Origin of the sequence: Streptomyces albicerus (genome assembly GCF_008905045.1) — a bacterium.
GTDB lineage: Bacteria > Actinomycetota > Actinomycetes > Streptomycetales > Streptomycetaceae > Streptomyces > Streptomyces albicerus.
The window spans coordinates 1-12,959 of sequence record NZ_VWMY01000136.1; the positions used below are offsets into that span (position 1 = coordinate 1).

General features: G+C 68.1%; 8 protein-coding genes and 3 pseudogenes. 7 read left to right on the plus strand and 4 right to left on the minus strand.

Annotated features, from left to right (window positions below; all coding sequences use genetic code 11):
• Positions 1 to 313: 313 nt before the first annotated feature.
• Positions 314 to 400: pseudogene (locus GAS53_RS52745) on the plus strand (IS5/IS1182 family transposase); the annotation flags it as partial.
• Between the two features lie 1,176 nt (positions 401 to 1,576).
• Positions 1,577 to 1,813, plus strand: coding sequence for a hypothetical protein (locus tag GAS53_RS57405; protein ID WP_225859681.1), 237 nt, complete (start codon positions 1,577 to 1,579; stop codon positions 1,811 to 1,813).
• A 188-nt stretch (positions 1,814 to 2,001) separates the two neighbouring features.
• Here GAS53_RS57405 and GAS53_RS52755 read toward each other — a convergent pair whose 3' ends face one another.
• A complete protein-coding gene (locus tag GAS53_RS52755; RefSeq protein ID WP_151484954.1) occupies positions 2,002 to 2,739 on the minus strand; it encodes a VOC family protein in 738 nt (245 codons plus the stop codon).
• 901 nt (positions 2,740 to 3,640) lie between these two features.
• Positions 3,641 to 4,378: an SDR family oxidoreductase gene (locus tag GAS53_RS52760; protein WP_151484955.1), complete on the minus strand. Its 738-nt coding sequence runs from the start codon at positions 4,376 to 4,378 to the stop codon at positions 3,641 to 3,643.
• A gap of 145 nt (positions 4,379 to 4,523) precedes the next feature.
• Between GAS53_RS52760 and GAS53_RS52765 the strand changes: the two genes are divergently transcribed.
• Together GAS53_RS52765 and GAS53_RS52770 are read left to right on the plus strand one after the other, a co-directional pair.
• Positions 4,524 to 5,096, plus strand: a complete 573-nt coding sequence (locus tag GAS53_RS52765) for a TetR/AcrR family transcriptional regulator (RefSeq protein WP_151484956.1) — start codon at positions 4,524 to 4,526, stop codon at positions 5,094 to 5,096.
• A gap of 847 nt (positions 5,097 to 5,943) precedes the next feature.
• Positions 5,944 to 6,156: a hypothetical protein gene (locus GAS53_RS52770; RefSeq protein ID WP_151484957.1), complete on the plus strand. Its 213-nt coding sequence runs from the start codon at positions 5,944 to 5,946 to the stop codon at positions 6,154 to 6,156.
• A 467-nt stretch (positions 6,157 to 6,623) separates the two neighbouring features.
• Here GAS53_RS52770 and GAS53_RS52775 read toward each other — a convergent pair whose 3' ends face one another.
• Together GAS53_RS52775 and add are read right to left on the minus strand one after the other, a co-directional pair.
• The gene (locus GAS53_RS52775) at positions 6,624 to 7,208 is read right to left on the minus strand and encodes a GNAT family N-acetyltransferase (RefSeq protein ID WP_151484958.1); all 585 of its coding nucleotides are present in this window, start codon (positions 7,206 to 7,208) and stop codon (positions 6,624 to 6,626) included.
• An 835-nt stretch (positions 7,209 to 8,043) separates the two neighbouring features.
• Positions 8,044 to 9,102: an adenosine deaminase gene (add, locus tag GAS53_RS52780; RefSeq protein WP_151484959.1), complete on the minus strand. Its 1,059-nt coding sequence runs from the start codon at positions 9,100 to 9,102 to the stop codon at positions 8,044 to 8,046.
• A 123-nt stretch (positions 9,103 to 9,225) separates the two neighbouring features.
• Between add and GAS53_RS52785 the strand changes: the two are divergent.
• From GAS53_RS52785 to GAS53_RS52795, 3 genes and pseudogenes are all read left to right on the plus strand, one after another.
• Positions 9,226 to 9,399: pseudogene (locus GAS53_RS52785) on the plus strand (transposase family protein); the annotation flags it as partial.
• Positions 9,398 to 9,783: pseudogene (locus GAS53_RS52790) on the plus strand (transposase); the annotation flags it as partial. The pseudogenes GAS53_RS52785 and GAS53_RS52790, both read left to right, overlap by 2 nt.
• 316 nt (positions 9,784 to 10,099) lie before the next feature.
• Positions 10,100 to 12,616 carry a heavy metal translocating P-type ATPase gene (locus GAS53_RS52795; protein ID WP_225859682.1) on the plus strand — a complete coding sequence of 839 codons (2,517 nt, stop codon included), beginning with the start codon at positions 10,100 to 10,102 and terminating at the stop codon, positions 12,614 to 12,616.
• Positions 12,617 to 12,959 lie beyond the last annotated feature (343 nt).

A 12,959-nucleotide genomic window follows, 5' to 3' on the forward strand; every position in this document is an offset into this window, starting at 1 on the left:
ACGCGAGGGTGCACATATGGAGCAAATACCTCAAACCTGACGGCCGTGAAAGTCACTTACCGCCATAGAGCATCTCTAAATGCCCACTTAGTGGGCATCTAGGCATAGCTTGCGACGTTACGTCGCTCTTGCGGCTCGTGCTCTTTGTGGTGTTTTGCTTCCTACATACAGCTTCACGGCGTTCCAAGCACTGCCTCGGCGCCCTTTTACTCCGTGTCTCGCACCCAGATTCCGTCTGGTCTATGGACATCACGGAAACGCCCAGCTGGTCAAGTAACGCTGTCGGTGGCGCTGTTCGTGTATGAGCCCTTTCGTGAGCCAGCGGAAGCCGTGCCCCAGCGACCTGTCCGACGCCCGATGGGCGTTGATCGAACCGACCTTATCCGCCTGGAGGAAAGCCTGACTTGATCGCTCGCGGCCCTGCGGCGGCCGGATGGCCTCCCCACCAGCCCCATCCTCGCCGTCGACGGTTTCCACGTGCCCTTCGGCGTTGATGGGGATCTTTAAAATCGGCCAGGGACGCTCGTCGCCTCATTCGGTACGTCGTTCCACGCAGTGGAGAGCTTCAGCGAGCGCCCACGCGCATTGCCGGACCGGATCGCCCGGTGGTGACGTGTGCGGGTGGCCTCGTAGGTGAGTTTCGGGAACGTCTGTTTCTTCAACTACGTGATAGCCCCGTTTGACTACGGGGCGCCGTCATAGGACGCGCCCTGGCGGTACAAACGACCGGATAGCGCCGGTGTGGCGGGCCTGTCGCCGACGGGCCGAATGCGATGCAGCGGTGGGCAGGGGCGGGACACTCCAGGTGGCGGGGGCGGGGGCTAGGGTCGGCGTCACGACCACCAGCAGCAGGAGATTCCATGCCGTCAGGGCACACGCAGCGGGACGCCGGCCAGGCCCGGCCGACCGGGCCCCGGCCACTGGCTCCGCTTCCCTTCGACGTCGAGGCAGTCTTTCCGGAGCTGATCGGTACGGCGCGCGAGGTCACCCTGCTGTACCCCCGGGCCGGGAAGCCGGGCCCGGGTGACAGCTCCATCGGCGGCCCGCTGCTGTGGCCAGCCGACGAGCCCTGGCCGATGTGCGCCGAACCGGACCACTACAAGCCGCTCGACGCGCCCGTCGGGCCGGAGGCGGTCGCGATGGTCCCGGTAGTCCAGCTGTACGCACGGGATGTGCCCGGCCTTGCCTTCCCCGCCGGCACCGACCTGTTGCAGATCCTGTGGTGCCCGCTCGTTCACGAGGACGACCAGGCCGCGGCCAACCCCCGGCTCCACTGGCGCAGCACGACGCTGACGGCCACCGACGCCGCTGCCGGGAAACCACCTCGCCCGCACACCGCGGAGGAGGACTACCTGCCCCGCCCGTGCACGGTGTCCCCCCCTCCGGCCGTGGAGTACCCGAACTGGGACCTGCCGGAAGGACTCAGCAAGCTGCTCGACCAGCGGTTTGAGGCCCTGAAGGAGGAACGGGGCTACGACTACTTCGAGGTGGCCACCACGCAGCAGAGCAAGGTCGGCGGCTACCCGGGTGGACCCAGCCGCCCGACTGGCCCGACTGCGCAGGCTGCGGCACTCGCATGGAACACGTGCTCAGCGTCACCGCGACTGAACCAGGAATGGGCCGGTGGCTTCCCCTGGACGACTGGGACCCCCGCCAGGACGGGGCCGCGATCCCGTCCTGGCGGGCCGAGGCCGATTCCGTCGCCCTCGACGCGTTCGGGCACGACATGGGCCTGGGCGACTTCGGCGGCATGTACTTCTTCGTCTGCCGCATCTGCCCTGACATCCCGTACACCCACCGCTACGACTGCTGAGGGCCGCCTGGTCGGCTCGCGCGCCCGCGACGCAGCCGGCCGTCGGGCGGCCCTCCCTGGCGACTGGCCGCAGGTCAGTGCGGGTCTGCCTGGGGAATCAAGCTGAGCAACTCTGAGGACACCCCCCAGAACCGGGTGAGGAGATTCAGATATCGCCATCACCATGAGGGCGCGGACGGAGTTCCGCGTCAGCCCTGGCCGAGGACGCAGAACTCGTTGCCCTCCGGGTCGGCCAGGACGACCCAGGAGACGTCACCCTGACCTACGTCGGCCCGTATCGCGCCGAGGCCTTCGAGCCGGGCGACCTCCCTCGCCTGATCCTCGACAGGGTCGGACATCACGTCGAGATGGACGCGGTTCCATACGACCTCGTCGTCGGGCGTACGGCGGAACTCCAGGTATGGACCGACGCCCTTGACTGAGCGCAGCAGGGCGCGGTCGTCGGTGAGCTCGTGGACGGTCCAGTCGATCGCCTCGCCCCAGAACCGCACCATGGCCCGTGGGTCGGCGCAGTCGACGACCACGGCGGCTATCGGCCCGGTGTCCCGGTAGAGCTCCCGGGGCTCCAGGACGCTGAACACGTTGCCTTCCGGGTCGGCCATCACCGTCCACGGCACGTCGCCCTGGCCCACATCGGCGGGCGTCGCCCCGAGTTCCTTCAGACGTGCGACCAACTCCGCCTGATGGGCGTCGGAGGTGGTGGCGAGCTCGATGCGCACGCGGTACTCCACCGTCTCCGGGTCCGGGACGCGGACGAGATCGATGCAGACGGCGGACGGGTCCGGCCAGTCGAAGCCCACGGGTTCCAGGTTGGTGACGCCGGGCCCTTCGCTGGAAACATCCCAGCCGAGCGCCTCCGCCCAGAACTGGCCGAGCGCCGAGTCGTCCCGGGCCTTGAAGTTCACCTGAACAAGTTGCAACGTCATGCCGCGTACCTTAGGTGATCCCGCATCGGGCAGGCATGCGAACAAAATCCGCTGACACCCTTTGCCCGGTTCCGTATATGACTGGCGCGGACAGCCATACAGGGGAGGGCAGCCGGTGGGTAAGGCGGCGTCGGGGAAGCGCGCGGCCAAGGAAGGCGGTACCCGGGGTCACACAGTGCCGCAGATGTACCTGAGGCACTTCGCTCGGCACGTGGCACGCCGCAAGTACGAGCTGAAGGTGCGGCGGCTGGACAAGGTCGACGAGCCGTTTCCGGTGACGCCTACGGGCATCGGGTGCCGAGACCGGCTACTACTGGTGGCTGGGACGGCGTTCAGCGGGCTCTGGCACAGATCTTGGGGAGTGGTCGCGGAGCGTCACCACGTCTCCCGTCTCAAGCGATCTGGTCCCTGTCCCAGTTGATCTGATCCCCGGGGGGGGCGGGGCGGGGACGGGGAAGCTGCGCCGGCTGTATCCCCGCGCTCAGGGCCAGCGACTGTTCTTGAGTTAACTCGGGGCCAGTTGACGAGATCCCGTCCAATCTGTTGATCGGGCGGGATCTTTGCATGTGCTGGGCTTGTTCGAGGCGGAGTCTGAACGCAGGGATGGGCGGGGGGCCTTGTTCGGTGGGGTTTCGCGCTGGGCGCGAGGTGATGTCGGGTGCGGCAGGCGGTCCGGTGAGCGCGGCGGCTTCGTGAGTGGTCGCGGTCGGCTCGGGCCAGGGTCCGCTGGACCGTCCTCAGCCACGGGAAACGATCACACGGCAGATGGGAAGCGACGGTCGAACCGGAAGGGCCTGTGGACGCGCCGGGAGAGCGTGGTCCTGGCGTGACCGCCGGCCCTGCTGCCGTGAGTTCCTGTGTGCGATCCCGCTCACTCGGACTGAGCCATTTGTGCCGGGCGTCAGGCTTGCACGGTGGGCCGGACGACGATCTCGCTGATGTCGATGCCGGCGGGCTGCTCGATCGCGTAACCGATCGCGGATGCGATGGCGGAGGGCGGGATGGCGATCTCGTCGCGCTGTTGGGCGGCCGCTGCCGCTGCCGCGGGACTCGCCCCCTTGATCACACCTTCCGTGTTGGTGAACCCCGGCGAGACGAGGGAGACACGCAGGTGGGGTCCCGATTCCTGCCGCAGGCCCTCGGTCAGCACCTTCACCGCCGTCTTGGTGGCCGCGTAGACGCCCTGCGGGGATTTCACGACGTAGGCCGCGGTGGAGGCGACGTTGACGAACTGGCCGGAGCGCTGCTGTCGGAAGACGGGAAGCGCCGCCCCGATACCGTTCAGCAGGCCGGTGATATGTGTTGCGACCATGGCGTCCCAGTCGTCCTGGCGCAGCTCGTCAAACGGTGACACCGCCATCGTGCCGGCGTTGGAGACCAGGACGTCGAGCCGGCCGAACCGGTCGACCGCCGTGTCCGTCAGGCGCTTGAGGTCCTCGCGGCGCGTCACGTCGATGACGGCCCTGACGGCCGAGCCGCCCTGCGCCGTGATCTGGTCCACCACCGCGTTCAGCCGGTCCTCCCGTCGGGCCCCGAGCACGAGCCGGGCCCCTTTCTCGGCGAGGTGGATCGCCGTCGCCACTCCGATGCCGCTGCTGGCACCTGTGATCACTACGACCTTGCCCTCGACACCTGACATGATCAACGTCCTTCTGAGGGGTATGTGCACAGGTCAGCCCATGACCTACATTGGAAGTGGGGGAGCCTCCACTTATCTCAGGCTAAGTGGGTGCGCCTCCGTTTAGCAAGTTGCAGGAGACCGGAGAGAGGAATGGCGACCGCTGATGGCCGGCAATGCATCACGCCCGTTGCGAGCTGACGCGCGGCGTAACAGAGACAAGATCCTCGCGGCCGCGGTGCGCGTGTTCGCCGAGAAGGGGCTGGACGCGCACCTGGAGCACATCGCCAAAGAGGCGGGCGTGGGCAGCGCAACCCTGTACCGCAGCTTCCCCACCCGGGAGGCTCTGATCGAGGAGGTCTACCGCAACGAGGTGGCCCAGCTGTGCGACGCGGTCCCCGGTCTGCTCGCGGCGAAGCCGCCCTACGAAGCCCTGTACGCCTGGACACGCCTCTTCCTGGACTACGTCACCGCCAAATTCGGCATGGCCGACGCCTTGCGTGCCATCGCCGCCGCGGGAAGCAACCCCTACGGCCACAGTCGGGACATGATCCAGGCCGCCATCACCTCCCTGATGGACGCATGTGCGGCGGCCGGGACGATCCGCACCGACATCAGCCCCACCGACATGGGTGCCGCCCTTGAAGGCATCGCCCTCACCTCGGCGAGCCCCGAACAACGACCGCAAGCCGAACGCCTGCTCGGCCTCACCCTGGACGGCCTGAAGGCCCGTTCGTGAGGGCGGTTCTGCGTGGGTCACGCGGCCCCGCACTCCGGGCACTCGGCCCAGTCGGCACCGCTCAACTCCGCGGCCACCCGCATGCGCCACTGTCGAGCCCGACGCCACGGCCTGGACCGGCAGGCTGCCGAGCAGAACCTGGCACGAGCTAGAGAACTCGGCCAAGTTCGGGAAACGATCACCCGGAATCTGGGAAGCGATCTTCAACATCCTGCGACGGCGCAGATCGGCCCCACTCGTGAACACCCCAGCCAGAGAGCCTCGCTTGATGCGTTGTCGCTGGTGGATGCAATGATCGGCGTTGCTGGCGTGAGCACGGTGATTTCACAACGGTAGTCCCTCGTGCGAGCTCACGAGCCGTTCCGCGACACCAGCAGCAAACACGCCGAGTGCCCCAGGCGCCATGGCCTTCAGCCGCTCCTCCACCAGCGCTGAAAGCTCCTGCCGCGTGTCCATATGAACCATCCCCGACACGGACGAGCAGGCGCCGTTCACCGTGGGCCTTCGCCCCCTGTTGACCGGCACGCAGACTGTAGACAGCAAGGTCGAGCTGCCCGTCACAGTGGTGCCGACCGGCCGTCGAGCCGAGCGGATGCGGGCCCATCATGCCCTGGTCCACGGCCTGTTGAGCGAGAGTATGGGCTTGCGGGCCAGCCATCGCCCGCCACCTGGACTGGGGACGCCATACCGTCCAGCGGTACGCACGGGCCGCCCGCTGGCAGGACATGGTCACCGGACGCCGAGCCCGTTCCAGCCGCCTCGACGTGCACCAGCAGCCTGCGGGACTGGGCCCGCAGCCGCCTGGAGTGGCGGCGACGCACCCGTTCCGGCCGTCGCGGGGCCGTCCGTGCGCACCGTCGTCGGCTGGATCACCCACCACCCCGACACCGTCACCGAAGAAGAAACCACCCAGCTCAAGGCCATTCTCGACTCCTGCCCCGAGCAGGATCAAACCCACCAACTCGTACGCGCCTTCGCCGAGATGCTCGCCCGGCGCACCGGCGCACCGACCTGCCGGACTGGATCAGCACCGCCCGCGCCGTACGGCTGCCGGGGATGACCGGCTTCGCTCGCGGACCCACCGCCGACCTGGAAGCCGTGATCGCCGGACTCACCGTGCACTGGAGTTCCGGCGGCACCGAGGGTGCCGTGAACAGGGTGAAAAAAGATCAAGAGGCAGCTATACGGACGTGCCGGATTCGAACTCTTACGGAAGATGATCCTGCTCCAGTGACGCTCCGCGACCACTCCCCTAGACCTGTGCCAGAGCCGTTCAGCGGCCCATCAAGGCGACCCCAACTGGCCCCAGTTCACGCATGATTCGTGAAGATCAGGCGCCGTGAAGTGGCTCCGGAGTGCGGTTCGATCTGGGGCCACCAGGCCGCTGATCAGGACGTTGGCACCCAGTAACGACGCTTGTCACTGACCCTGTCGATGAACTGACCGCCAGCCGTTTCGATCACGTGCTGGGAGGCGGTGTTCGTCTCGTCGCAGGTCAAGGGGGCCTGCGTGATGGGTCGGGAAGCCTCAGTCTCCTCGGATGCGGGCATGCAGATGCATGTCGTGTCGGCCATCGTCATGCAGGGCGGCGCTGCGCTTGGTGCCTTCCAGGAGGTAACCGGACTTGGTGGCGACCCTGCACGAAGCATGGTTGCGGGTGGAGTGGTCCAGCTCCAGACGCTGGAAGCCGATCTCGTTCAGGGCCCAGACGGTGAGCGCCCCGAGGCCGTGCGAGGCGACACCGGCGCCGCGGGCGGCCGGGAGTACCCAGTAGGCCACGCCGGCTATGCCGTCGTCGAAGTCCAGGCCGCGTAGCGCCAGTCGGCCGAGTACCTCGTCGCTGTCGCGGGTGATCGCCCAGTGGCCGCCCTTCTCGCGCCTCCAATCCCGGCGGTATGCGTCGAACCATTCCCGGACCTGGGCCTCGGAGGACGGCCGCCGCGTGTGCCAGCGGCGGATCTCATCATCCTGGTAAGCAGACAGGAACGCTGGTGCATCGGCTTCTTCCCAGGGGCGCAACAGCAAGCCCCCGGTGGCGGGGAGCACGGGTTGGGGTGAGATCCCGAGCAAACCGGAGGCAATGACGGGCGGCGTCGACAGGGCGCGAGTCATGCACCATGATCGCCCGACGCTGACCACCCACGTCAACAATGAGCCGGTCGCCAACGCGTCACGACCGCCACGGCAGTTCGCCACGCCCCGCGGGTTCGCGTGCTGGGCACTACTTGATCCCGTTGGTCTTGTTCGCTTTGCTGCGGGCCAGGCGGTAGGACTCCGTTCCGGAGCGGGTGACGACAAACAGATCTGGTGGTCGACGCTGCAAGGCGGCGGCGCAACGTCAGCCAGCGCGGCCAGGTGGTCGCCGCAGCAGGCGACTTCCTACCAGACTGACACGTTCCCGACCTTGTCCTCATTCAAGGATCGGCTGTCCATGTACTGGCTGTTCATCTACTGGAGGAGGTACAGCACCAACCCCGATCCGAACTCCCGTGACCGGATGATGAGCCGAGCACCAAGGGCTGCGGTACCTGGCGTGGCGCGGCAGGGGTACGGACACGCGCATTCACTGACATTGGTTTGACGGCACGGACGCGCAAGACGGGGCGAGTACTGACGAGCAACAGACGAACGCAGTGCCTTCCCTCATGTCCGACGGCACCACATTGCATATGGCTTGGCGCAACGTCGAGGATGACCACATCAGCTGGTCAACGCATACAGGCCTTCCGGAGCGCCCCAGGTGGAATCCTCGGATTGTGCTCAACGACCGACGCACCGTGGGCAGTCCAGCACTTGGGGCGTCCGATCCGGGGAGTGCAGTCATGGTCTGGGTGGGCGCGGCGGGCGATACCGCGCTGTGGTGGTCAATCTTCAGAAACGGCCAGTGGGGTCCACAGGAGGCATTCACTGACCGTCACCTCGATATCCCGATGAGGGCCGGACTTGTCTAGTTGTTCCCGCTGGCTACTGAAGGGTGCCGTCGCAGTGCCTCTCGGCCTGCAGGTGTCTTGGCATGGTCAGAGGTGTCCAGCCAGGCGCGGATGAGCGTGATGGCTTCGTCCACGATGGTGGGCGGGGCGCCGGAGGACTCGATCGATGTGCGGGCTATTGCGGCGAGTTGGTGGTCGCTGAGGGCGAAGGCTGAGCGGGCCGTTTCGTACTCCTCCAGCAAGCCGGGGCCGAAGAGGAGGGGGTCATCGGCGTTGAGGGTGCAGCGGATGCCTGCGTCCAGCAGCAGCGGGAGGGGGTGGGCGGACAGGGACTCCACGACGCCGAGGGCGACGTTAGAGGTGGGGCAGACGTCGAGGACTACGCCTTCCGCAGCCAGGCGAGTGAGGAGTGCCGGGTCCTCCACCGCTCGCACGCCGTGGGCGATGCGCCGCGCGCCGAGGACGTCGAGTGCGGCGCGTACGCTGGCTGGGCCGGCGAGTTCGCCTGCGTGCGGGGCGGAGATCAGCCCGGCGTCCCGGGCGATGGCAAAGGCCCCGGCGAACGGCTCCGGAGAATACCGGGCTTCGTCCCCGGCCAGGCCGAATGCGACCACCCCGTTGTCTGCCCGGCGGGCCGCGAGCCGGGCGGTCTCGATGGCCTCGGAAGGATCGGCGTTACGCCGGGCGAACACCACCACGCCGAAGCCGATGCCCAGCCGGGCAGCCGTTCGGCGGCCTTCGTCGATCACCGCGTCCAGCACGTCGAGCGCGGCATGGGGATCGGCCTCGTAGGTCAGGGGGTTCACGTGTGGCTCGATCCATACCGCTCCGTCCGCGGCGGCGTCCTCGACTACTTCCCGCACCAACCGCAGCAGGTACTCCCGTGGGCCCTCACGGACCAGCCGCGCGGCGACACGCCACAAGGCGCTGAAGTCCTCGAACGACGCGAAGTCGCCGCGCAGGCCCGGCGGTTGATCGCCATGCTCGTCGGCCAGTTCCGCGAGCGTGGCAGGGCGCATCGCGCCCTCGAGATGCAGATGGAGATGGGCCTTCGGCAGACCGGCCAGGCTTCGCATGGCGCATCACTCTACGGCCATGCCGATGAGGAGCATTTGAAGTGCGACGATCGCCATGTGACTGGTGTGATTGCGGCGTCGAAGCCCTCCTGGATAGTCCCGTTCACCGGGTTGAGCCCGTAGTTGTTCCGCAAGCTGGTGACCGCACTGCGCCGTGAGGACGTTTGCTGCGGTGAGGCCGGGAAGGCCCTGGAGCCTGCCGTTGCAGGACCGCGTGCTGCTGGTGGCCGCCTACTGGCGCACGAACCTGACCTGCGGCTGCTTGCTCCGCGGTTCGGCGCAAGTACCGCGGCAAGGGAGCAACAGCTTCGCCTGGAGCGGCTACCGCGACCTGGTTGTGCGCGCCCACATCCAACTCAACGCCCCCATCGTCCTCGTATGGGACAACCTCAACACCCACCTCGCCGCCGGGATGCGCGAGTACGCGGACACCCACGGCCGGCTCACCACCGTCCAACTTCCCTCCTACGCACCGGACTTGAACCCGGCGGAGGGCATCTGGTCACTGTTACGGCGCGGCCCGCTGGCCAATGTCGCCTTCACCGACGACGACCACCTCGAACGCACCCTCCGTCGGGGCCTGCGCCACATCCAGCACCGCCCTCACTCATCGACGGCTGCCTTGCCGGAACCGGACTCGCCCTCACCCACCAGCCGACAACAAACCGAAGAGATCGGTAGGGCTTCTTAGGGCGTTTCTGGCGGCTCTTGAAACTGACTCCTTCGAGAGGCCCCGAGTGCCGGACAGACATCACGCCGCGGAGCCCGAGTTGCAGCGGTCGTCAGAGGGGCCTGGCTGCACTTTCGATGGCGGAGCTTGAACCTGACTCGTTGCGCGCGGGGAGGTGCCAACGACACCGTCGCCTCGAGACCGCATGTCACGGGCGGGCGAGCTGTCCGGTCTCTTGATCTGAAGGCCGTACCACCCAAGCGGTGCGGCGGACGGTCTGCGGTCGATGCTCCACACGCATCCCCGCTCCCCGAGAGAGGAGTGCCCGTGCAGCATCACGTGGATCATCCGATGGGGCACCGCAAGGAGCGCAGCACGGCCGTGCTCGAACTGGGCGGGCCTCGCTGGGCATCCCAGCAGAACGTCGCCGTCTCCGTCCTGGGGCGCCGACCAGGGGTACTGGAGGTCGAGGTCAATCCGGTGTCGGAGACGGCGACCGTGGTCTTCGACCCGAACCTCACCTCGCTGGCCGAGCTGCGCCGCTGGGTGGAGGAGTGCGGTTACCACTGCGCGGGCCAGTCCGTTCCTGCCCATCTGTGCGATCCGATGGCCAAGCCGGACCTGCCGCACGCCGACTCGGCAGCCGCGCACGCCGGCCATGACGGGCATACGGCAACCGCCCAGCCGCCAACTCCCATTGCTCACACGGGACATGTCGCCCTCGCCGAGCACGAAACGCACGCCGCACCGGAGGCGATGCCCTCTCCGCACGAGGTGATGGGCCACGGTGGGCACGAGGGCATGTCGATGGCCCAGATGGTGGCGGACATGCGCAACCGCTTCCTCGTCGCCGTACTCTTCTCCATCCCCATCGTCATCTGGTCACCGATCGGCGAGGATGTCTTCGGCCTGGACGCGCCGGTCCCGTTCGGCCTGCGTGAGGACGTGTGGGCGCTGCTGCTCAGCCTGCCGGTCATCTTCTACTCGTGCACGATCTTCTTCGACGGCGCCGTACGCGCGCTCCGCGCCCGCACCCTGGACATGATGGTGCTGGTCGCGGTCGCCGTCGGCTCGGGCTGGACGTACTCACTGATCGTCACGCTCACCGGCGGCGGCGACGTCTTCTACGAGGCCGCCACCGTGCTGGCCTCCTTCGTGCTGCTCGGCCACTGGTTCGAGATGCGCGCCCGGGGCGGCGCCAACGACGCGATCCGTACGCTCTTGGATCTCGCCCCGCCCAAGGCGCTGGTGGTGCGTGACGGTGAGTCGGTCGAGGTGCCCACCGCCGAGGTCCTCGTCGGTGACCTGCTGCTGGTCCGCCCCGGCGCGAAGATCGCCGTCGACGGGGTAGTAGAGGAGGGCGAGAGCGAGGTCGACGAGTCGATGGTCACCGGCGAGAGCCTGCCGGTGCACAAGGCTCCTGGCTCCCAGGTCGTCGGCGCGACCATCAACGCCAACGGCACCCTGCGCATCCGGGCCACCAAGGTCGGCGCCGACACCGCGCTGGCCCAGATCGTCCAGCTGGTGCAACAGGCCCAGAACTCCAAGGCCCCGGGACAGCGGCTCGCCGACCGGGCCGCCTTCTGGCTGGTCTTCGTCGCGCTGATCGGCGGCGCCGCGACGCTGGCCGTCTGGCTGCTGGCCACCGACCGGTCCCTGGGCACCGCGATGTTGTTCGCCATCACCGTGGTGGTGGTCACCTGCCCCGACGCCCTGGGCCTGGCCACCCCCACCGCGATCATGGTCGGCACCGGGCTGGGCGCCAAGCGGGGCGTGCTGTTCAAGAACGCCGTGGGCCTGGAGACCTCGGCCCGTATCCAGGTCGTCGTCATGGACAAGACCGGGACCCTGACCAAGGGCGAACCAGAAGTGACCGACGTGGTCACCGCCGACGGGACGGACGAGAGCGAACTGCTGCGGCTGGTCGCCGCGGTGGAACGGGAATCCGAGCACCCGCTTGCCGAAGCCGTCGTCGGGTACGCCGATGCGCGCGGCGTGGACAAGGTGCGCGCGGAAGGCTTCGAGAACGTCCCCGGGCACGGCGCGATCGCCGAGGTCGAGGGTCACCGCGTACTCGTCGGCAACCGCCGTCTGGCCGAGCGGGAAGAGATCGATCTGGGTGAACTGGCCCAGCATCGCAAGGAGTTGGCCGCCACCGGCCGCACCGTCGTCGTCGCCGCCGTCGACGGACGCGCCGCCGGCCTGATCGGCATCGCCGACGCGCCCCGGGAGACCTCCCCACAGGCCGTGGCCGAACTGCACGCGCTCGGCGTCGAGGTGGTCATGCTCACCGGCGACAACCAGGCCACCGCCGAGCGCATCGCCGAACAGCTCGGCATCGATACGGTGATCGCCGAGGTCCTCCCCGGCGACAAGGCCGCCAAGGTCGCCGAGCTACAGGCGGACGGCCGCCACGTTGCCATGGTCGGCGACGGCGTCAACGACGCCCCGGCACTCGCCCAGGCCGACCTCGGCATCGCCATCGGCGCCGGCACCGACGTCGCCATCGAGACCGCCGACCTGGTGCTGATGCGCTCCGACCCCCTCGACGTCCCCACCGCCCTGCGCATCGGCCGCGGCACCCTGCGCAAGATGCGCCAGAACCTCGCCTGGGCCATCGGCTACAACTCCATCGCCCTTCCGATCGCCGCCGGCATCTTCGAACCCGCCCTCGGCCTGGTCCTGCGCCCCGAGATCGCCGCCCTGTCCATGTCCGGCTCCAGCATCATCGTCGCCGTCAACGCGCTCGCCCTCAAACGACTGCGGCTGCCCGCAGTTGCAGCCTCCCCGGCCGAGCCGGCGCCGGGCACACCCGCGGCGCCGCGAACCGCCCACGGCGCCTGAACGGCCGACACCCCCCGCCCTCCGCCGCCCACCGCCGGAATCCGGCCGGTGACCTTGCCGAAGCGGTGCACGCCGACAGGGGCCCATGCCCTGGGCGAGGCGGGCAGCGGCCTGCCGGTACGGCTCACCCATCCGGCCGGACTTCAAGCCGAGGCGTTCTGGCGCGAGCCAGATCATCAACGACAACCGCCCATGGCCGGAGCGATCCGTGAGAAACGCCCCAGGTCCGACCGAGTTCATGAGGCGTCCGCCCGATGCCCATTACCGTCTTCGTAGAGCCCGGTTCGGGGCTCGTGGCCTTCGGGGCCGGTATGACTCGTTGCCCCTGTCCTTGATGATCCGG

Excerpts from the sequence above, each read along its gene's own strand:
- GAS53_RS52765 (WP_151484956.1), top strand. The coding sequence starts at position 4,524 with ATGGCCGGCAATGCATCACGCCCGTTGCGAGCTGACGCGCGGCGTAAC.
- GAS53_RS52775 (WP_151484958.1), bottom strand. The coding sequence starts at position 7,208 with ATGACTCGCGCCCTGTCGACGCCGCCCGTCATTGCCTCCGGTTTGCTC.
- GAS53_RS52755 (WP_151484954.1), bottom strand. The coding sequence starts at position 2,739 with ATGACGTTGCAACTTGTTCAGGTGAACTTCAAGGCCCGGGACGACTCG.
- add (WP_151484959.1), bottom strand. The coding sequence starts at position 9,102 with ATGCGAAGCCTGGCCGGTCTGCCGAAGGCCCATCTCCATCTGCATCTC.
- GAS53_RS57405 (WP_225859681.1), top strand. The coding sequence starts at position 1,577 with ATGGAACACGTGCTCAGCGTCACCGCGACTGAACCAGGAATGGGCCGG.
- GAS53_RS52760 (WP_151484955.1), bottom strand. The coding sequence starts at position 4,378 with ATGTCAGGTGTCGAGGGCAAGGTCGTAGTGATCACAGGTGCCAGCAGC.